General features: G+C 67.0%; 23 protein-coding genes. 7 read left to right on the forward strand and 16 right to left on the reverse strand.

Annotated elements, in window-relative coordinates:
* Positions 1–56: 56 nt before the first annotated feature.
* From VH571_RS03395 to VH571_RS03410, 4 genes are all read right to left on the reverse strand, one after another.
* Entirely contained in the window at positions 57–530 is a 474-nt protein-coding gene (locus VH571_RS03395; protein ID WP_423263320.1) for a hypothetical protein, read from the reverse strand.
* On the reverse strand, positions 527–661 hold the full coding sequence (locus VH571_RS03400; RefSeq protein ID WP_423263321.1) for a hypothetical protein: 135 nt from the start codon (positions 659–661) through the stop codon (positions 527–529). Before VH571_RS03400 ends, VH571_RS03395 begins: the two co-directional genes overlap by 4 nt.
* Positions 658–819, reverse strand: coding sequence for a hypothetical protein (locus VH571_RS03405; RefSeq protein ID WP_423263323.1), 162 nt, complete (start codon positions 817–819; stop codon positions 658–660). The genes VH571_RS03400 and VH571_RS03405 overlap by 4 nt, the downstream gene beginning before the upstream one ends.
* 130 nt (positions 820–949) lie before the next feature.
* A complete protein-coding gene (locus VH571_RS03410; RefSeq protein ID WP_423263324.1) occupies positions 950–1,708 on the reverse strand; it encodes a hypothetical protein in 759 nt (252 codons plus the stop codon).
* Between the two features lie 208 nt (positions 1,709–1,916).
* Here VH571_RS03410 and VH571_RS03415 point away from each other — a divergent pair, with 208 nt between their 5' ends.
* On the forward strand, positions 1,917–2,267 hold the full coding sequence (locus VH571_RS03415; protein WP_123940875.1) for a hypothetical protein: 351 nt from the start codon (positions 1,917–1,919) through the stop codon (positions 2,265–2,267).
* A gap of 89 nt (positions 2,268–2,356) precedes the next feature.
* On the opposite strand, the gene VH571_RS03420 is transcribed toward VH571_RS03415, so the two are convergent.
* Complete coding sequence (locus VH571_RS03420) at positions 2,357–2,776, reverse strand: ATP-dependent DNA ligase (protein WP_423263325.1); 420 nt, start codon at positions 2,774–2,776, stop codon at positions 2,357–2,359.
* 381 nt (positions 2,777–3,157) lie between these two features.
* Here VH571_RS03420 and VH571_RS03425 point away from each other — a divergent pair, with 381 nt between their 5' ends.
* Together VH571_RS03425 and VH571_RS03430 are read left to right on the forward strand one after the other, a co-directional pair.
* On the forward strand, positions 3,158–3,283 hold the full coding sequence (locus VH571_RS03425; RefSeq protein WP_423263326.1) for a hypothetical protein: 126 nt from the start codon (positions 3,158–3,160) through the stop codon (positions 3,281–3,283).
* A 50-nt stretch (positions 3,284–3,333) separates the two neighbouring features.
* Positions 3,334–4,134 (forward strand): Fpg/Nei family DNA glycosylase, encoded by an 801-nt coding sequence (locus VH571_RS03430; protein ID WP_423263327.1) that lies wholly within the window; start codon positions 3,334–3,336, stop codon positions 4,132–4,134.
* A 141-nt stretch (positions 4,135–4,275) separates the two neighbouring features.
* Here the strand turns inward: VH571_RS03430 and VH571_RS03435 are convergent, their stop codons facing one another.
* The 5 genes from VH571_RS03435 to VH571_RS03455 form a co-directional block, all read right to left on the reverse strand.
* Positions 4,276–5,283, reverse strand: a complete 1,008-nt coding sequence (locus tag VH571_RS03435; RefSeq protein ID WP_423263328.1) for an aldo/keto reductase — start codon at positions 5,281–5,283, stop codon at positions 4,276–4,278.
* Positions 5,284–5,295: 12 nt separating this feature from the next.
* On the reverse strand, positions 5,296–6,495 hold the full coding sequence (locus VH571_RS03440) for an MFS transporter (protein WP_423263329.1): 1,200 nt from the start codon (positions 6,493–6,495) through the stop codon (positions 5,296–5,298).
* 36 nt (positions 6,496–6,531) lie between these two features.
* Positions 6,532–6,933 (reverse strand): (R)-mandelonitrile lyase, encoded by a 402-nt coding sequence (locus tag VH571_RS03445; protein ID WP_423263330.1) that lies wholly within the window; start codon positions 6,931–6,933, stop codon positions 6,532–6,534.
* Between the two features lie 15 nt (positions 6,934–6,948).
* The gene (locus VH571_RS03450) at positions 6,949–7,851 is read right to left on the reverse strand and encodes a helix-turn-helix transcriptional regulator (protein ID WP_423263331.1); all 903 of its coding nucleotides are present in this window, start codon (positions 7,849–7,851) and stop codon (positions 6,949–6,951) included.
* A 172-nt stretch (positions 7,852–8,023) separates the two neighbouring features.
* The gene (locus VH571_RS03455) at positions 8,024–8,866 is read right to left on the reverse strand and encodes a helix-turn-helix domain-containing protein (RefSeq protein WP_423263332.1); all 843 of its coding nucleotides are present in this window, start codon (positions 8,864–8,866) and stop codon (positions 8,024–8,026) included.
* Positions 8,867–8,971: 105 nt separating this feature from the next.
* Here VH571_RS03455 and VH571_RS03460 point away from each other — a divergent pair, with 105 nt between their 5' ends.
* The 3 genes from VH571_RS03460 to VH571_RS03470 all read left to right on the forward strand — a co-directional run bounded on the left by VH571_RS03460 (position 8,972) and on the right by VH571_RS03470 (position 10,877).
* Entirely contained in the window at positions 8,972–9,919 is a 948-nt protein-coding gene (locus VH571_RS03460; protein WP_423263333.1) for a quinone oxidoreductase family protein, read from the forward strand.
* Between the two features lie 40 nt (positions 9,920–9,959).
* The gene (locus tag VH571_RS03465; protein ID WP_423263334.1) at positions 9,960–10,298 is read left to right on the forward strand and encodes a MoaF-related domain-containing protein; all 339 of its coding nucleotides are present in this window, start codon (positions 9,960–9,962) and stop codon (positions 10,296–10,298) included.
* Positions 10,299–10,679: 381 nt separating this feature from the next.
* On the forward strand, positions 10,680–10,877 hold the full coding sequence (locus VH571_RS03470; protein WP_423263335.1) for a hypothetical protein: 198 nt from the start codon (positions 10,680–10,682) through the stop codon (positions 10,875–10,877).
* 9 nt (positions 10,878–10,886) lie between these two features.
* On the opposite strand, the gene VH571_RS03475 is transcribed toward VH571_RS03470, so the two are convergent.
* Complete coding sequence (locus VH571_RS03475) at positions 10,887–11,555, reverse strand: GOLPH3/VPS74 family protein (protein ID WP_423263336.1); 669 nt, start codon at positions 11,553–11,555, stop codon at positions 10,887–10,889.
* Here VH571_RS03475 and VH571_RS03480 point away from each other — a divergent pair.
* Complete coding sequence (locus VH571_RS03480) at positions 11,541–12,749, forward strand: FAD-dependent oxidoreductase (protein WP_423263337.1); 1,209 nt, start codon at positions 11,541–11,543, stop codon at positions 12,747–12,749. The genes VH571_RS03475 and VH571_RS03480 overlap by 15 nt on opposite strands.
* A gap of 185 nt (positions 12,750–12,934) precedes the next feature.
* Here the strand turns inward: VH571_RS03480 and VH571_RS03485 are convergent, their stop codons facing one another.
* The 5 genes from VH571_RS03485 to VH571_RS03505 all read right to left on the reverse strand — a co-directional run bounded on the left by VH571_RS03485 (position 12,935) and on the right by VH571_RS03505 (position 17,872).
* The gene (locus VH571_RS03485) at positions 12,935–13,708 is read right to left on the reverse strand and encodes a pyrimidine reductase family protein (RefSeq protein WP_423263339.1); all 774 of its coding nucleotides are present in this window, start codon (positions 13,706–13,708) and stop codon (positions 12,935–12,937) included.
* Positions 13,705–14,598 carry a dihydropteroate synthase gene (folP, locus tag VH571_RS03490; RefSeq protein ID WP_423263379.1) on the reverse strand — a complete coding sequence of 298 codons (894 nt, stop codon included), beginning with the start codon at positions 14,596–14,598 and terminating at the stop codon, positions 13,705–13,707. The genes VH571_RS03485 and folP overlap by 4 nt, the downstream gene beginning before the upstream one ends.
* A gap of 11 nt (positions 14,599–14,609) precedes the next feature.
* Positions 14,610–15,194, reverse strand: coding sequence for a GTP cyclohydrolase I (folE, locus tag VH571_RS03495; RefSeq protein WP_423263341.1), 585 nt, complete (start codon positions 15,192–15,194; stop codon positions 14,610–14,612).
* 149 nt (positions 15,195–15,343) lie between these two features.
* Positions 15,344–16,612 carry a D-arabinono-1,4-lactone oxidase gene (locus tag VH571_RS03500; protein ID WP_423263342.1) on the reverse strand — a complete coding sequence of 423 codons (1,269 nt, stop codon included), beginning with the start codon at positions 16,610–16,612 and terminating at the stop codon, positions 15,344–15,346.
* A gap of 399 nt (positions 16,613–17,011) precedes the next feature.
* Positions 17,012–17,872, reverse strand: a complete 861-nt coding sequence (locus VH571_RS03505) for an NAD(P)-dependent oxidoreductase (protein ID WP_423263343.1) — start codon at positions 17,870–17,872, stop codon at positions 17,012–17,014.
* Between the last annotated feature and the right edge of the window lie 29 nt (positions 17,873–17,901).

The raw sequence follows: 17,901 nt of genomic DNA on the forward strand, positions 1-17,901 counted from the left end.
CCCCGTCACGCTGGCAGTGCGTGACGGGGTTCTGTCATCTCACGAACGGAGAACGATCAGTCGTCCGTTTCGGTAGCGCAGGTGATGGCTTTCTTAGCCGCCGATGATTCGGCGGTGAAGGTAGTCGCAGCGGCTTTCGCGGCGGTGGAGTTCGACTGTGCATCGCCATTCACGGCGTACAAGGTCGAGTCGAACGACTTGTCCGCCGGATCCTTGTCGGCCGCCCACAGCCCGACGACGTCTGACAGGGTTCCGTCTTCACCCAGAGGCGCCGAGACGTACCAGCCACCGTCCCCTTCGGCGACCCAGCCCACCCGTGCCGGACCGGAACTGGAAAGGTCGGTCAGGGCCGCCAGCGTGCTGTCGGAGGCGAGGTCGCAGGCGTTTTTGTTCGCCTGGGCCGGGTTGGTGCGGGAATCCTCGGCATCGTTCTGATCGCCCGCCGGGTCGAGGTTCTGGGCGCTGGGGGCACACGCGGAAAGCAGCAGGCCCGCTGCGATGGCGATCCCTACCGCGCCGAAAGACCTCACAGCGCGAACGCTCCGTTGAGTTGGAGGGTGAGACCGGAGGGGTTGTCGATCGGTGCGCCGTCCGGGTCTGTCCCCGTCTCCGGGTCGACCTCGTCCGGCTCGGGAACGGAGGTGGGCCTCGGGTCGCTCATTCGGGCTCACCGCCCGACGTCGTGTCGCTGTCTTTACCAGGGTCTTTTGTGGCGTCGCCGGACGGTGACCCGTCGGCGAGATTTTCGGTGTGCTTCTTCTGCTCCTCCGTCGGGTGCGAAGAGCCGTCGGGCGTGGCGCTGTTTCCTGAAGTAGTCATACAACGACCGTACGCTCGCATGCCGATCACGCGACCGGGCTTGACCCGGCCAGACTTCACCACCAGGGTGTGCTGTTTCGCGCAGCGCACTCCTTACGCCGGCCGGACTTCATTGCGCGGCACGAATTGGTCAGGAGAGGCTGCGCGGTACCGGTGGATCAGCTGACAAGTGCCCGGTGAGGTCTTCGCCCCACACTTTGTACGTGTTCCGGTACCGGTTCTCCTCCGACTCCGGGCGCCACACGGACGTCGTCAACTCATCCGGGAACCCTGCAACCACAACAGCCGGGTAGTCCCGGGCGACGAGTCGTGTGCGCATGTTCAGGAGGCGACCCTGCAATCCCGCGGCGACCCGTGCCGGTCGAGAAAGGCTCCCAGCGTTATCCAATGGCGGGATCTCGCCAACGATGACCTGCGCGCCACAGGGCAGTGCCCGCATGAGTGCGTTCAGCGTCTCTCGAAGATTCTGATCCCAGACGATAGGGCTTGTCACTCGAAGGGCATCCGTAATTCCTACCAGGACAACGACGGCGTCAACCCCCTGCAGGCGCTCCGACATTCTTGCCACCACGGCGGGTGCGTCTTGGATCCTCGACGTCGGCAAAACAGAAATCGACCAGCTCACTCCTCTGCGCGTTATGTGCGATCGGTGCCGAGCAAAGAACGCCGGCAACGACAACTCGTGAGTCCGAACGCCCAATGACAACTCACCACGCTCCCCCAGAAATACGATGCGGTCCGGATCAGCACCAGCCACCACCCCCTCCGCCGGGTCCTCCGGGTAGATATCCCCATCTGCGTCGCGCCGACGGAAGAGGAACTCCACGAAACGAGCACCACGAGATGGCGCAACCAGCAGGGAATGGACAACAGCCTTGGTTCGGGACATGACAGCTCCTCGCCCACGACAGCGGTGCGGGTCGGGTCCCCACCGCCCTGGCGGGCACGCAACGGAAACGCGACGCTACCCTCGCCAGCAGACGACTCACTGAGATGCCCTGTCCCCCGGTCCGCGCCTTCTGCCCGAGCCGGCAGAATTGTCCTGTCGGCTGTACCTGCATCAGCGCTACAACCGCCGCCCGTGTACCGTGCACCGCATGACTGGCTCGCCTCCGGCACAACCCGACCCGAACTCCGACCTCACTCAGGCGGGTCTTGTGGTCATCGCGGAGGCCACGGCACTCCATGACGATGACCCGGTCGTTATCGACGCCGCCCGAGAGAACCTCCTCGACACCGTCGACGAACTCGTCGACGAGCCCCTCACACCACGCCAGGAGGAAGTGGTCGAAGCCATTTCGATCGCGGCCGGCACGCTTACCGCTGGACTGTCCGGAGCCCTCGCCAGCGTCCGAGAAAAGCCCGTCGCAGACGTCCTCACCGGTGCCGCCGCCACCCTGTTCACCCCAAATAACCCGCGTCCCGGAGATGCTTCCACCGGGGAGTAGAGGGCATGGGGAGTCGGCCGTTCATACACCGAACCTTCTGTGATCCGATCTCCAGCGGCCCTTTGGCGCCTGGAATCCGCCTCCAGCGTTCACTCCTGACGGTTCTCCCCGGCCAACGGCCGGGCTGCACGCGGTTTCTCGGCGGGAACGCGGTCGTGGGCCCAATCGACCGCGTGACCGGTGGTTCCGGGGAGTTCCGTGCTGCTGTCGCGCGGGGGTTCGTCAACGGCGTAGAGACCCCGGCCGGAGTCGGCTGCCTCGTAAAGGGCAGCAAGCCAGGTGGGATTGATCTCGGGCATCCGGCCACCCGCGAATTTGAACCGCAACCCGATGTTCGGGGACAGCCAGACGGTCGCGCGGCCGTCACCCGTCTCAGCAGGTTCCCGCCAGGAGAACATCAAGGACTCGTTTTTGCGGAATTTGTTCACGATGACTATTTGCAGGTGGGCGAGGAGACGGTCTTCGACTTTGAACTCGAGGATTTCCCCGTCGTAAACGATGTAACCCATGGGTGGGGAGCTGCTTTCGTGCACGGCCTAGTCGTCGTCCGACGGGGTCTGGGCCGGGAGAGGTGTGCGGGTGACACCCTCGCACTGCGCCATTGCTCCGCATCGCCGCACCGAAATGGTGGTTGGGAACCACGCTCAGGGTCGTGGTCAGCAGGAGCTCTCCTCTACCTCCGGAGCGTAGACCGTTCTGCGGTGGCGTGGGGCCGCAGCGTACGACCGCACACCCGGTGCCGTCGACCTTGATCCTCGCTCCGGAACCACACCTAGGGGTTCTTGTCCGTAAGACCAGGTCTCAACAACCGGCGGGTGCCAACACCATGGGAGATGGGAGCGTGCACCCTCCGAGTGACTCCCTTTTGTGGGCGGGGGTACGGTGCAACGATGAGCGACAACAAAGAGACCACGACCTCCACCCACACCTCGGACGACGGCGAAACCACCGAGAAAACCACAACAACTGAGACGCACGAAGAGACGACCTCCACCAGCAGCAGCAGCGACGACTAATCGTCGAGGTGCTTGCGTGGTGAAACCCGTGCTTGCGGCCGGGGGTGGGTGTGCCTGAGGGCGACAGCGTCTACCAGCTGGCAGCCCGCCTCCGCCCGGCACTTGACGGGCACACGCTTACCGACGGAGAGATTCGCTCCGGAAACGCTGCCGGCGCTGAAGTCACGGGGTGGCGGATCCTCGAGCACGACACCCATGGCAAGCACCTCCTGACCCGGTTCGACAACGGCCACACCTTGCACACCCACCTGCGCATGCAAGGCTCCTGGACCGTCAGCGTGAAAGGCAGAACCCTCCCCCGCCGGATCCTGCCCGACGTGCGAATCCGACTTGTCGTCGATACCGGCACCACCGTCTGGGGCATACGGCTGCCCGTCGTCGACCTCGTCCCCACCGGGGCTGAAGACACTCTCGTTGGACACCTCGGGCCCGACCCCCTCCGTTCCGACTGGGACCCCGACGACGCCGAAGCACGGTTGAACGCCCGACCCCAGCAGCCAGTGATCCACGCGCTTCTCGACCAGCAAGTCATTGCGGGGTTGGGAAACATGTGGGCCAACGAGATTTGCTATCTGCAAGGCCTCTATCCGTGGACCCCCACTGGCGACGTCGACACTCGACGGTTGGTCGACCGAGCCGCGAGAGGCCTAACCGCATCCGTCACGATCCCGGGCATGTTTCAAACGACCACCGGAAACCGGCGCCGAGGCGAACGACACTACGTCGTTGGCCGGGCCGGCCGCCCCTGCCTGCGATGTGGCACACCCGTCGTCGCCACGGCCGAAGTCCCGAACGATCCGCAACAACGCCGAACATGGTGGTGCCCACGCTGCCAACCCGCACCGGCCTGAGGGCGCCAAGCGGCCTGGTGGTGCCGTCGGCGCGGAATGGGGAGATGTGCAGGTCGTCGCTGTGGGCCATGGCGGTGATGCGGTCGGTGGGCCAGCTGGCCATAGTCATTCCTTTTCTCGAGTGACGAGCGTCGCGTGGGGTCAGCCTGCGGTGTCGCCCTCGTGGACGCGGTACCCCTGCGGGGCTCGGGGTGTGTAGTGCTCGGTCAGGTCGGCGATGTCCGTATCGGTCAGCTCGACGGCTAGGGCTGCGACTGCATCGTCGAGGTGGTGTGGCTTGCTCGAGCCGACAATGGGGGCTGCGACGACGGGGTTTGCAAGCACCCAGGCGAGAGCAATTTGCGCCATCGGCACGCCGTGGCGGGCGGCGACGCGGGCGACAGCATCGATGATGGGTTTGTCTCGTTCTCCGGTGTCGCCCCAGAACCGGTCAGCGGTGGGGTCGTTCGAGCCGCGGGTGGTGCTCTGATCGCCCCACGGCCGTGCCAGGCGCCCTTTTGCAAGGGGCGACCAGGGGATGCTGCCGACACCCTGGTCAGCGAGAAGGGAGAACATCTCCCGTTCCTCCTCGCGCTGCACGAGGGAGTACATGTCCTGCATGGACACGAAGCGGGTCCAGCCGTTCACGGTGGCGGTGTACTGCATCTTGGAGAACTCCCACGCGTTCATCGACGAGGCACCGAGATAACGCACCTTGCCCGCTTTGACGACGTCGTGGAGGGCTTCCAACGTTTCTTCTATCGGGGTCTCGGGGTCGAAGCGGTGGATCTGGTACAGGTCGAGGTAGTCGGTGCCGAGTCGTGTCAGCGATCCGTCGATCTGTTCCATGATCGCTTTGCGGGAAATTCCGGAGCCGCCGGGGCCGTCGTGCATGGGGAAGAACACTTTGCTGGCCAGGACGATGTCTTCACGGCGGCTGTATTCGCGGATAGCGTCTCCGACGATGGTTTCGGAGGTGCCGTTGCTGTAGACGTTGGCGGTGTCCCAGAAGGTGACGCCGAGTTCGACCGCTTGCCGGAAGATCGGGGCGGCGTCCTCCTTGCCAAGGGACCAGCCATTGAAGCCAGTGGAGGTGTCGCCGAAGCTCATGCAGCCCAGCGCGATCCGGCTGACTTTAAGGCCGGAGGTTCCGAGTCGGGTGTAGTCCATGGTGTTGTCCTTTCACGCTTTCGCCGGGTGGGCGGTGGAGGTGCGTTCGGTGGGGAGGAGGAGGCCGCCACGGCGGCCAAGGAGCCAAACGGTGAAGGCGAAACCGGCGAGCGTCGCGCCGCCGATAGCGACGGCACTCCAGCCGCCGGTAGACCAAAGGAGTGTGGCGAGGCCTGAGCCAAGTGCTCCGCAGATGAAGTTGTTGGTCACGAACGCTGTGTTGATGCGACTGCGGGCTGCTGGGTCGACGAGGAACATCCGGGACTGGACTGTGATGTTGTGTCCCTGGATGGCGATATCGAGGACGAGGATCGCGACGATGACGGCGATCACCGATGACGCTCCGAGGCCCGCGATGACGAACGCTACGATCACGCCGACCCAGGCGATGCCGATGGTTGGCATCGCGAGACCCCGATCACTCAGGCGGCCCGCGCGTTGCGCGGTCACTGCGCCGGCGAGGCCGACGAGTCCGAAGAGGCCGATCTGGGTGACCGTGAAATTAAACGGAGGGGCGCTGAGCAGGAATGTCAGCGCCGTCCAGAACAGGGTGAACACTCCGAACGACGTGCCGCCAAGAATGAGGCTCCACTGCACGGCCCTTTCCCGCTTGACGATGGCGAAGACGGACCCGATCAGCGCCGGGTATTTCATGGTGGTGCGTGGTTCCAAGTGCGGGATTGCGAAGTACAGCAGCACAGCTAACAGAAGCGACAGCCCTGCTGCGGTGAAGTAGATAGCCCTCCAGCCTGCGGCACCGGCTATAAGCCCCGACACTGTTCGGGACACCAGGATGCCGATGAGGATGCCGGATACGACGGTTCCCACGACTCTTCCCCGGTCCTGGTCGCTGGCAAGGTCGCCAGCAAGGGGCACCAGGATCTGCCCTGCGACGGTCGTGAGCCCCACGAGGGCGAGGGTAATGAGCAGCACGGCGAAGGTCGGGGCGAGGGCGCTCGCGACAAGGGCGACAGTCACGCACAGCAGAGCGGCGGGGACGAGGATCCTGCGGTTCAGCACATCGCCGAGCGGTACGAAGAGTAAGACGCCAACGGCGTATCCCACCTGGGTCGCCGTGACGAGGAGACCGGCAGATGCGGTGTCGGTCTTCAAATTCTGGGCGATGAAATCGAGCAGCGGTTGCGACCAATAGAGGTTGCCGACCGCGGCCCCTCCCGCGATGGCGAATAGGAGGGTCAGTCGTTTGTTCATGGAGAAGCCCTTTCAGCATTCGCGGGCGGGGTGCGATCAGGGGCGGTGGTAGTCGGCGTCGCCGACATGCTCGAGCCACGTCGTGGTGGACGCCGGGTCTGCAGCATTGTCGAGCATGGCGAGGTGCTCCATGAAGTCCTCCGGGGTGGCACCGTGCCAGTGTTCCTCTCCCGGCGGGGTGTAGATCGTGTCTCCGGGCCTCACTTCGAGCACGACGCCGTCGCGGGTTCCGATGAGACCCACTCCCTCGGTGATGTGGAGGGTCTGTCCGTGGGCGTGGGAGTGCCAGGCCGTCCTGGCGCCGGGGAGGAAGCGTACCTTGGCGACGACCATACGCTGGGTGTCGTCCTGGGGGCTGGCGATGGCATCGAGGTACACGTCGCCGGTGAATTGCTCGGGCGGATTTTTGACCGTGGGTTTTTTCTGCATGAGATGCATGGCAGTCCTTTTCGTTTAGACGTTCTTCGGCGAGGCCGGGTTCGGTAGGGCGTCCGTCTTCTCGAGGCGGGTAGCGCTCCAGCTGGCCAGGAGGCGCAGGGATTCTTCAGTGCGACTGCCCGCCGCTGCGGTGTAGATGAGGAAGTTCAGCCCCGGTTCTGCCATCAGCTCCATCGCTTCGTAGACGAGGTGGAGGTCGCCGACGACGGGGTGGCGGAAGTATTTGTCACCGTTGGCGTGGTGCCGGACGTTGTGGGCGCCCCATCGGACCCGGAATTCGTCGCTGAGGGTGGAGAGTTCACCGATGAGGTCTTGCAGTCCTTTGTCGCGAGGATTGCGGCCGGCTTCGGTGCGGAGGATGGCGACGTTGATGTCGGCCGACATGGGCCAATTCGGGTAGAAGAGTTCGGATTTGTCGCGGTGCAGGAATGCGTACTTGGCCAGGTTCACCGGCCGCTCGGGGAGTTCGTACATATCCGAGTACAGTGCCCGGAAAAGGGCGTTCTCGGCGATGACGTCCATTCGGCCGTTCCGGACGAAGGCGGGGCTGGTCGTGATTGCGTCGAGAGCCAGCTGCAGCCCCGGGCGGACACTTTTCGGCACCTTCGCGTTGGTGCGGAGGGCGCGGACCGGGGATTCGTTGGCTGCCTTGGAGAGATCCATCAGATGCGCCCGTTCGGCGCCGTCGAGCCGGAGGGCATCGGCGATGGAGTCGAGGACGCTGTCGCTGACGCCAGCGAGGTTGCCGCGTTCCACCCGGGAGTAGTACTCCACGCTGACACCGGCAAGGAGGGCTACTTCATTGCGGCGCAGGCCGGGGACTCGCCGGTTGCTGCCTCCTGGCAGGCCGACCTGTTCCGGGGTGACGCGGGCGCGGCGAGAAATCAGGAAATCTCGAACGTCGTCCCTGTTATTCATGACCATCACGCTACGGCGGCCCACGCCCGGGTGGGGTGTTCTATCGAGACACCTCTCCGCCCAGTCGGGGCGACGGTTGCCGGACATGATGCTTTGCTCCGTCCGTGCCTACTGCCGCAGCAGCTCCTCGTCCCAGAATCGAGTCCCGCGGTCACACCGCGATTAAGTCGGGTCAGCTGGCTCGGGTGAGGGCGGCGAGCTGCCGCAAGCGTTCCGCACTGCTGCTTTCGGGGTCGGCGGTCCAGAGGACGGTCTGCTGATCCGGGTCCATGGCCGACGCCAGGATTTCCCAGTCCAAAGACAGTTCGCCGACGAGCGGGTGATGAAGGACTTTGGTGCCTGTGCCGCGGCCCGCGACCTCGTGGGCACCCCACTTCGTGGCGAACTCGGGGAACTCGTCCGACAGTTGCCGGACAAGCTGTGCGAGCTCTGGGTCATCGGGGTACCTGGCACTGTCGCGGCGAAGCTGCGCTATCGCCAGTTCGACCACCCCTGGCCAATCGGCATACAGTTTTCGCATTGCAGGGTCGGAAAAGAGCAGCCGGATGAATGATCGCTCATCCTCCGGAATGGCCGCAAAATCAGTGATGAGTGCGGCTCCGAGGCGGTTCCACCCGATGATGTCCGTCCGGCGTCCGAGCACGAACGCCGGCGTTGTCGCCAAATCGTCCAGCGCACGCTGCAGCGGGGCCTGAACCTGCTGTCGGCGAGGGTGCAGCGGCAATGCCTCGACTTTTCCCGCGAGTTCAAACACGTACGCCCGATGCTCTTCGTTCAGGCTCATCACCCGGGCCAGGTCAGCGAGCACTGGCGCGGAGACCGCCATCCGTCCCTGCTCGATGCGGGCGTAGTACTCGACGCTGATCGCCGCGGCATCGGCGACTTCCTTACGGCGAAGCCCAGGGACACGGCGGCTGCCGCCCGGCGCCGCAACGCCGAAGTCTGCCGGGTCAAGTTCCGCTCGCCGGGCCCGGAGGAAATCCCCCAGTTCCCGACTTCGCACATCAGCCACCACAACCCCATCCTTCCACCGGAAGGGGGCAGAAATTCCTGCCCTCCAGCAATCAGAGCGCCGATGGCAGAGTCGTGAGAGTCCCACCACGACGAAAGAGGAAACATCATGAAGGTCATTGGTCTCAGCGAGTTCGGAGCTGCAACCGTCCTCCGCCCCTTGAACATCCCCGAACAGCACGCGGGGCCGGGTGAAGTCCGAGTCCGGGTCCATGCGGCCGCGGTCAATCCTGTCGATGCGATCATCCGCTCCGGCGGGTTCGCCGGCAACGATCAGACCGTCACCGAGCCCGTCGTCCCCGGAACAGACATCGCCGGTGTCATCGACGAAATCGGTTCCGACCAGCCGACCGGCTTCGACCTCAGCATCGGCGATGCGGTCACCGGGTTCGTTGTCCCTGAGGGAAGCCACGGCGGCTACTCCGAACAAATCGTGCTCCCCACCTTGTCAGTGACCCGCATGCCCGCTAACGGCAGCTACCCGGAAGGTGCCGCGTTCCTTTCCAACGCTCTGACCGCAGAGATGACGCTGGAGCACCTCGATCTCGAACCCGGGCAGACCCTCGCGGTGACCGGCGCCGCAGGAGCCGTCGGCGGCTACCTGGTCGAGCTCGCCTCTCGACGCGGCATCACCGTTATCGCTGACGCTCGAGCCGACGAAGCCGACCGGGTCCGGGCTCTTGGGGCTACGACAGTCCTCGACCGAGACAGCGACTTCGTCCAGGGAGTCCTCGACGCCACGAACGGAACGGGCGCGGACGCTTTGGCCGACCCCGCCATCCTGACCGGCCGTGTCGTCGGCGCCGTCCGCGACGGCGGACAGATCGCCTTCTACCTCCCCACCGATGTCGACCCCGGACGCAATATCCGCGTCTTCGGGTCTTACGTCATGCGTTCCAACCTCCGCCACGACGCTATCGAGTCCCTAGCCCGCAAAGTCGAGGCTGACCAGCTGACTACGACCGTCGCCGGCACGTTCCCGGCCGACGATGCGGCCGCAGCGCACCAGCGCCTCGAGGACGGCGGCTTCCGCGGCCGCCTCATCCTCACTTTCTAATCGCGCCGCCCATCACCACAACTTTGTAAAGGACATACGCATGGACCTCACCGCCACCCACCCCGCCGTCGGTCAAACCTGGCTCGCTGACCTCGGACCGGACACACCCCTCGGCCACTTCACGGTGGAGATCACTTTCGATACCGAGACCCAGGTCACGTTCCACGTCACCGGCGGAGCCATCGCCGGCCGCACCGAGACGATGCCGTACACCACAACCAAGGTCCGTGACGGACTGTACGTCGTCCGCTGGACCGAACCCGACGCCGGCGACCACGTCACCCACATCGAGGATTACGACAACGGCACCTGCATGGCCAGCTCGGTCGTCGGAGGCAACTTTCTGCAACTCGCCGGTACGTGGACTCGCGTCCGCTGACCTCGAGAGACAGGTCGACCTCTTTTCCCTCGAGAGTTCATGAACGGCATCGCCTGCACCCTCGTACCGCCAGGCCGTATGAGGACCGTCTCGGAGAACTCAAGCTTTCTTCGTTGGACATCCACCCCCGGCGCGAGGCTGGGCCCCCGGGCCACGGCCGCGGCCTGCGCATCGAATGGCGTCGGCAGCGGACGCGTCCGTCACCGTCGACGAGATCGTCGCGACGATCGAGGCCCAGCTCGAAGTGATCCTCCCCCACTGAGCACAACGCGGCGTCGTGAAGGAGAAGCGGTCAGCCGCCGAGGTTCGCGGAGGTCAGGGTCAGCCATCCCGCGAATAACTGCCTGGGGCTCGCCGCCGGAGCCGGCGTAGGTTCGCGGTATGAGCAATAGCGAACAGACCGCACCGATGATGGACGGCAGCAACGAGGCCACGAACAAAGACAAGCTGTCGGGCCTCATCGAGCAGGTCGAGCACGATCACGGCTCCGAGGGGGCCGCAGCGATGTCCGATCAGCTCCGCGACCGGATGGACGAGACCAAGGTGGAGCCGGAGGGGCCAGGCGACCTCGAGGAGTAACTCCGCCCCCTAGCTGCCGCCGTCGCCGCCTGCTCCTCCGCCTCCGCCTCCGCCTCCGCCTCCGATCATGCCCGTATCCGACGACGACCGCTTCTCGGCAATCGACGCTCGGACTGCGCGGGCGACGTCGACGTCTCGAAACGGCTTGAGGCGATGGCGGTCGACCGGTCCGACGACCTGCCTCAGGAGTCCGGCGGCGTCGCAGAGGCCGACCAGGGCCGACCCGCGATCGGGAACCGGTCCCTTTGCGACGAGTGCGTTGTGGATCGACTCCACCGCTTCTCCCCGAGCTCGCGTGTTCACGACCGGGTAGCGCGTCGTCGGAAACAGGCCCAGGATCCGATGGGTGCGAGCCTCGACGTCACCGTGCGTCACCAGCGTGCCCAGGACGTCCTCGCGGACGCCCGACCTCTCCAGACGTGCCACCCACCGGCGAACGGACCGCGGCTTGGGGTCGCTCGCCATGGAGGCGAGCGCCCGATCGAGGACGAAGTCGCCGAGCGGTGAACGGTCGACGACGACGAGCTTGCCCCGCTCGTCGCGAACGATCCTTCGCTCGATCAGCAGGTCTGCCAGGAGGGCCCCTGCGAGTGCCGCGCGGGCTGCCACGGCGTCGACGCGCGACTTCCCGGTCTCCGGCTCACGGATGAGCAGTTCCAATTCTTGTGCAATCCCCACGTTCCTATCCTGCCCTGCGGCACGCTCCGCACCTACGGTAGAAGGACGTCGAAGAAGGAGCGGACCATCGAACACGTCGACACCCTCGTCATCGGTGGCGGAGCCATGGGCTCCGCAACGGCCTGGGCTCTCGCTCGAGCAGGGCGCGAGGTCGTGCTGGCCGAGCGCTTCACGCCGGGCCACGCGAACGGCGCCTCGCACGGCGAGTTCCGCAACTTCAACGTCGCCTACACCGAGCCCGACTACGTCGCGATGCTCGTCGAAGCACGACGTCTCTGGGGCGAGCTCGAAGACGAGTCGGGCGAGAAGCTGCTCGACCTCGTCGGGCTCGTCAACCACGGTGAGGGCCCCGATGCGCGCTTCGACGCCGCGCACGCGCAGCTCGAGGGCGCCGGCATCGCCTCGGAGTTTCTCGCACCCGAAGCCGCGCACGACCGCTGGCCGGGCATGCGGTTCGACACCCGCGTGCTGTTCTCCCCCGAGTCCGGTCGGGTCCGGGCCGACGATTCTGTCGTCGCCCTGCAGCGCGCCGCGCAGGGGCATGGCGCCGACATCCGTCATGAGACCCGCGCCGTCGCCATCCGACTCCTCGCCGACGATCTTGCCGAGGTGGAGCTGGAGAGGGACGGGGTCGTAGAGACGATCCGAGCACGGTCGGTCGTGGTGACCGCGGGAGCGTGGACGGAAAAGCTGCTCGGTGAGCTCATCCCGTTACCCCGGCTGATCGTGACGCAGGAGCAGCCCGCTCACTTCGCGGTCTCGGATCCTGCGCTCGTCAGCACCTGGCCGTCGTTCAACCACCTGCGCGATCGGGCGCACGACGACTACTGGTACAGCGATGTCTACGGCATGCTGACCCCGTCCGAGGGCGTCAAGGTCGGCTGGCATGGCACCGGGCTCGAAATCGACCCGGACGCGCGCACCTTCGATTCGGAGCCGGTGCAGCTCGCGGCCCTGCGCCGCTACGCCGCCGAGTGGTTGCCGGGCGTCGACCCCGACGCGTTCGTCGAGATCAGCTGCACGTACACGTCGACCGATACCACCGACTTCGTGCTCGACCGGGTCGGGCCGGTCACGATCGGCGCGGGCTTCTCGGGCCACGGGTTCAAGTTCACGCCGACGGTGGGCCGGATCCTCGCCGATATTGCGATGGGCCGTTCGCGACCCGCCGCCCGCTTTTCGCTCGGCTCGTAGCGCGCCGGAGCGGGTTCCTACACCGGTGTGCCCGCTTCAAACCCGTCGGATCGGCTCACACCCGCCCGGGCGGCCTAAACCCTCGGCCGCGGCGTGCCGTTTCTGCCGGCGATGCGGGTCTGTGCGGATCACCGGGGTCTGTGCCAATCGTGCGGGTCAGTGCCGCGCCGGAGGGTCAGCACGCCTCAGCGCGCCCGCGTGTACTGCGTCAGCAGCATCCCCGACGCGTGCAGCACGTGGTCGAGTCGCATGGCGCGCAGGTCGATCGGCGCCGCATCGCCCGGCTGCACGGCAATCCGCGGCCCGGAGCCACCCTCGAGCGACGGACTGATCGTCAGGCACAGCGCGTCGAGCACGTCGGCCTCGATCAGGGCTCCCAGCAGCGAGGGGCCACCCTCGCAGTGCATCTGCGTGAGGCCCCGCGCGACGAGCGACTCGACGATCAGCCCGGGCTCCACCGTCGCGGAGCCGCAGTCGATCACGTCGGCGACCTCCGACAGCGCTCGGCGCCGACCCGCGTCGGCCCATGCGGCCGTCAGCACGAGCGGCCGCACGGGGCTCTGGGTGAAGAATTCTGATTCAGGATCCGGCGACAGTCGCCCGGTCACCACGGCCACCGCCGGGTGCGGTGCGAGCCCGTTCGCCACCCGCCAGGCACTGGCCGCCGCGGGTACGAGAGGCCCGGCGTAGCCCTCGGCTGCGACAGTGCCGGCCGCCACGACGATGACGTCGCAGAGCTGTCGCATCAGGTCGAAGACAGTGCGGTCGGCGGGGCCGCCGAGACTGCCGCTCAGCCCCTCCGCAGTCGCCGAGCCGTCGATGCTCGCGACGAAGTTCGCGCGGAGGCGCGGCACGGCGCGATCGGCCGGTGCCAGCAGGGCAAGAAGAGCGTCGTCGTCGAGGGCGGCCACCGCCGTCGGAAAGATCTGGCCGATCGGCTCGTCGCCCGCCCCGCTCATAGGTTGTGCACCGGGTTGACGGGCTCGCGCCAGCCGAGAATCGCCTCGACCATGCGGAGGGCGTCGATCGATTCGCGCACGGCATGCATGCGCACGACTCGAGCGCCGAACAGGGCACACGCCGTCGCCGCCGCGAGCGAGCCGGCGAGGCGTTCGGGTTTGTCGCGACCGAGGCTCTCACCGATGAAGTCTTTGTTCGAGACGGCGGCGAGCACCGGCAGGGCGAGAGTCGTGAACTCGGCGAAACGACGTGTGATCTCGAGCGTCTGCGCCGTGTTTTTGTTGAGGTCGTGGCCGGGATCGACGATGAGCCGACTCTCGGGAATGCCCCGGGAGAGGGCGAGGTCGACTCGGGAGCGCAACCGGTCGAGCACCTCTCGGGTGACGTCGGCATACTGCGGCCGCGGATACGGCTGGCGAGGTGCCGCGAGCGAGTGGGTGAGCACGAGCGTCGCGTCGCTGTCGGCGACGACGTCGGCGAGGCGCGGGTCGGCGAGCCCCGTCGTGTCGTTGATAACGCCCGCACCGGCCGCGATAGCCGACTCAGCGACATCGGCGCGGAAGGTGTCGACCGAGATGACGACATCGGACTGCTCGGCGAGCGCGGCAACCACCGGCACGACCCGGTTCGCCTCCTCCGCGGCCGGCAGCTCGGGGCCGGGCGCGAACGGCACTCCCCCGATATCAACCCAGTCGGCGCCGTCGGCGGAGGCGCGAACTGCCGCGGCCACGGCACTGTCGAGCGCGAAAGTCGCCCCCTGGTCGAAGAACGAGTCGGGCGTGCGGTTGACGATGGCCATGACGGCGATCTGCCGGTCGAAGTCGAACGTGCGTCGGCCGATCCGGCGCACCGGGGTCGTGAGGGCCGGAAGCACGAAGCCGCTCGGCATCACCGTCTCGCTCACGCGGTCGGCCCACCGATCAACGCGATGGCTTCGGCCCGCCGCGCGGGGTCAGACAGGGTGCCCCGACTCGCAACCGTCACCGTAGAGCTGTGGGTCTGGCGAGCACCCCGGGTCGTCACGCAGCCATGCACGGCGTCGAGCACGACCAGCACGCCCGCCGGAGCGACCGCGTCGTCGAGGGCCCGCGCGATGTCTTCGCCCAGGCGCTCCTGCAGGAGCGGCCGCGATGCGAGAGCGTCGACGAGGCCGGGGATGCGACCGAGGCCGACGATTTGCGACCCGGGAACGTAGGCGACGTGAGCGACGCCGACAAACGGCAGGAGGTGGTGCTCGCAGACCGAGCGGAACTCGATGTCGCGGACGATGACGAGTTCGCCGAGTTCGCCCGATTCGGCCGGAACAAGGCTGGTGCCCATGAGGGCGGAGACATCCACGTCGAGCCCCGAGAAGAACTCCTCATAGGCGTCGGCGACTCGTCGGGGCGTGTCGACGAGGCCCGGCCGAGCCGGGTCGTCGCCGATGGCGGCCAGGATCTCGGCCACCGCGGCCTCGATTCTCGGGCGGTCGAAACGTGTCGTCATAGCCGTGCTGTACCCCTTGCCGTACCCCGTCGAACCGGGATCCTCGCGACGAAGATTACCCCCGACCACCGACAGATCGGCTCGAAGCCCCACCCCAGAAGCGCCGGGCGGTCTCGTCGCGAGCTCAGCCCGTACTCCTGGCTCCGCCGCTACCGCCCGAGCACGAGCCGGTCGAGGTAGCCGCCGCCGAACTTGCCCGAAGGATCCCACTGCGTCACCAGCTCACGGAACTCACCGATCCGCGGGTACCGCGCCTCGATCGCGGCTGCATCGAGCGTCGACACCTTGCCCCAGTGCGGCCGCGCGGTGAACGGTTCGAGCACGCTCTCGATCTGGGGCAGCAGTGCTGCGACCTCGTCGACGTGACGAGCCCAGGTGAAGTGGATGCAGAGCGAGTCGCGCCCCTGGGTCTCGCTCAGCCAGAGGTCGTCGGCCGCCACGGCACGGAGCTCGGTCACGAGCAGGTGCGGCTGAATCCGGTCGGCAAGGGTGCGGACCGCGGCGACGGCCGCCGCCCCGTCGGCCAGCGCGACGAAGTACTCCGACTGAATTTCTTCGCCGTTCGAGGGCGTGCGGTCGATGCGGAAGTGCGGCAGACGTTCATGCCAGGGGCCGACCGAGCCGTCCATCGGCGTGGTGTTGTCGTCGTCGCTGACCAGCCCCACCTGGCGGGGATCACGCCGGGCACCGCCGATCTCGTCGGGAACCTCAACGTCCTCCTGCCCCTCGGGAATTCGGGTCTTGACCCACATCGCCGAGATGTCGTCGCCGTACTCGGTGAACAGGCTGACGCTGTAGCCGAGGCCCATCAGTTTCGCGAGCCCGTCGCCCTCGATGGCCGACCAGGGGAGGTTGCGGTAGATGTCCTGGCGAGCACGGAACGACGGCTCGACGTCGAGCGTCACCCGCGACACGATGCCGAGTGCGCCGAGGTGGATCACGCTGCCGTCGAAGTCGGCGTCGCCGCGACGGATCGTCCGGAGAGATCCGTCGGCGGTGACGAACTCGAGGGCGCGGACAGAGGTCGCCAGCGACCCGTTGCGCGAGCCCGAGCCGTGCGTGCCCGTGGCGGTGGCTCCGCCCACCGAGATGTGCGGGAGCGACCCCATGTTGTGCAAGGCCAGGCCGGCAGCCTCGAGTTCGGTGGCGACGGCAGCGTACCGCGCACCCGCGCTGACCGTCGCTGACAGGCGGTCGTCAGCGATCACGAGCTCGGTCGGGATGTCGACGGGCGACACGAGCACACCGGGCCCGTCGGCGATCGCGTTGAAGGAGTGCCGGGTGCCGAGCGCCCGGATGCGCGGCGTCTCTCTCACCATCGACTGGAGCTCGTCGACGGACTGGGGCTGGAGGATGCGCGAGGCGCCGTACACGTGAGTGCCGGCCCAGTTCTGCTCGCGTTCGGCGGTGAACGTCATGCGTCGAGACTAATCCCCGTGAGCGCTCACTTCGAGTGCGGCCTGTCGTGATTCGCTCCGGCCGGCTTACCGAGTGCCGCCAAATGCATCCCTAGCGAGCGCACTTCCGGCATTCGGCGGCACTCGCCAGCTACCCCGGCGTTCGCGCGACGGTGAGTGCCGCCAATTGTGCGCCAGACGAGCACCGTTCTGGCATTCGGCGGCACTCGGCAACTCCTTGCCCCGGCGCTTGGTGCCCCGGCGCTCGACGGCTACCCCAACGTGCACGCGACGCCGAGTGCCGCCGAATGCACTTCCGGCATTCGGCGGCACTCGGCGGCTCGGGTCGCCCGCCAGCCAGCCAGCCGCCCGCCAGCGGCCAGCCGCCCGCCAGCCAGCCCACCAGCCACCAGCCGCCCGTCAGCGAGACGCCGCGAAGCCCTCGTAGACGGCCGCGATGTCGTCGCCACCGTGCCCCGACTCGGAGGCCTTCGCGTAGACGGCGCTCAGAGCGGTCAGCAGGCCGACGTCGACCCCCGCTCCCGAAGCGGCCTCGGTGATGAGCCCCACGTCTTTGCGGAGGCCGTCGAGTGCGAACTGCGCCGGATAATCGTGCGCCAGCATGGTCGCGCCCTTGGTGTGCGCGTACGGGGTGTCGCTCGCACCGCCGTCGATCGCCTGCAAGAAGAGGTCGCCGTCGAGCCCGAGCGCCTCCGCCAGTGCGATCGACTGAGCGGTCGCAGCGGTGATGCTGGCGATCCACGCGTTCGCCGCGAGCTTGAGTGCCGAACCGTCGCCGACGGACTGGCCAGCCACGACGGTCTTCGAGCCCATCGCCTCGAGCACGGGCGACGCCTTCTCGATGAGCCCGGCATCGCCCGCCGCGAGCATGACGAGGGCACCCTTCTCGGCGGGGACTTTGGTGCCGAGCATCATCGCCTCGATGAGCGACACGCCCTTCGCCTCGGCGGCCCGGGTGACGCGGCGTGTTCCGTCGATGCCGATCGTGCTGGCCTGCACCCACACTGCGCCGTCGCGAACCGCGGACGACGCCTCGTCGAAGACCGTGAGCACGGAATCGGCGTCGAAGAGGATCGAGAGAATCACGTCGGCGTCACTGACCGCCTCGCGGGGCGTGCCCGCAACCGAGGCTCCGGCCGCCTGAAGATCGGAGGCCTTGTCGGGCGATCTGTTCCACACCGTCACGTCGAAGCCTTCGCGGAGGAGCGTGGCCGCTACCCCCTGGCCCATGATTCCCAGACCGAGAACGGTCACCTTCATCGCTTGCCTCTCTGCGGGGCCACCTGCCC

This window comes from Frondihabitans sp. 4ASC-45 (assembly GCF_049472575.1).
Taxonomy (GTDB): Bacteria; Actinomycetota; Actinomycetes; order Actinomycetales; family Microbacteriaceae; genus Frondihabitans.

Coding starts and splice junctions, on each gene's coding strand:
- VH571_RS03505 (WP_423263343.1), bottom strand. CDS start 17,872: ATGAAGGTGACCGTTCTCGGTCTGGGAATCATGGGCCAGGGGGTAGCG.
- VH571_RS03425 (WP_423263326.1), top strand. CDS start 3,158: ATGAGCGACAACAAAGAGACCACGACCTCCACCCACACCTCGGACGAC.
- VH571_RS03445 (WP_423263330.1), bottom strand. CDS start 6,933: ATGCATCTCATGCAGAAAAAACCCACGGTCAAAAATCCGCCCGAGCAA.
- VH571_RS03440 (WP_423263329.1), bottom strand. CDS start 6,495: ATGAACAAACGACTGACCCTCCTATTCGCCATCGCGGGAGGGGCCGCG.
- VH571_RS03470 (WP_423263335.1), top strand. CDS start 10,680: ATGAGCAATAGCGAACAGACCGCACCGATGATGGACGGCAGCAACGAG.
- VH571_RS03450 (WP_423263331.1), bottom strand. CDS start 7,851: ATGAATAACAGGGACGACGTTCGAGATTTCCTGATTTCTCGCCGCGCC.
- VH571_RS03465 (WP_423263334.1), top strand. CDS start 9,960: ATGGACCTCACCGCCACCCACCCCGCCGTCGGTCAAACCTGGCTCGCT.
- VH571_RS03485 (WP_423263339.1), bottom strand. CDS start 13,708: ATGAGCGGGGCGGGCGACGAGCCGATCGGCCAGATCTTTCCGACGGCG.
- folP (WP_423263379.1), bottom strand. CDS start 14,598: ATGCCGAGCGGCTTCGTGCTTCCGGCCCTCACGACCCCGGTGCGCCGG.
- VH571_RS03435 (WP_423263328.1), bottom strand. CDS start 5,283: ATGGACTACACCCGACTCGGAACCTCCGGCCTTAAAGTCAGCCGGATC.
- VH571_RS03460 (WP_423263333.1), top strand. CDS start 8,972: ATGAAGGTCATTGGTCTCAGCGAGTTCGGAGCTGCAACCGTCCTCCGC.
- VH571_RS03415 (WP_123940875.1), top strand. CDS start 1,917: ATGACTGGCTCGCCTCCGGCACAACCCGACCCGAACTCCGACCTCACT.
- VH571_RS03420 (WP_423263325.1), bottom strand. CDS start 2,776: ATGGGTTACATCGTTTACGACGGGGAAATCCTCGAGTTCAAAGTCGAA.
- VH571_RS03410 (WP_423263324.1), bottom strand. CDS start 1,708: ATGTCCCGAACCAAGGCTGTTGTCCATTCCCTGCTGGTTGCGCCATCT.
- folE (WP_423263341.1), bottom strand. CDS start 15,194: ATGACGACACGTTTCGACCGCCCGAGAATCGAGGCCGCGGTGGCCGAG.
- VH571_RS03500 (WP_423263342.1), bottom strand. CDS start 16,612: ATGACGTTCACCGCCGAACGCGAGCAGAACTGGGCCGGCACTCACGTG.
- VH571_RS03400 (WP_423263321.1), bottom strand. CDS start 661: ATGAGCGACCCGAGGCCCACCTCCGTTCCCGAGCCGGACGAGGTCGAC.
- VH571_RS03405 (WP_423263323.1), bottom strand. CDS start 819: ATGACTACTTCAGGAAACAGCGCCACGCCCGACGGCTCTTCGCACCCG.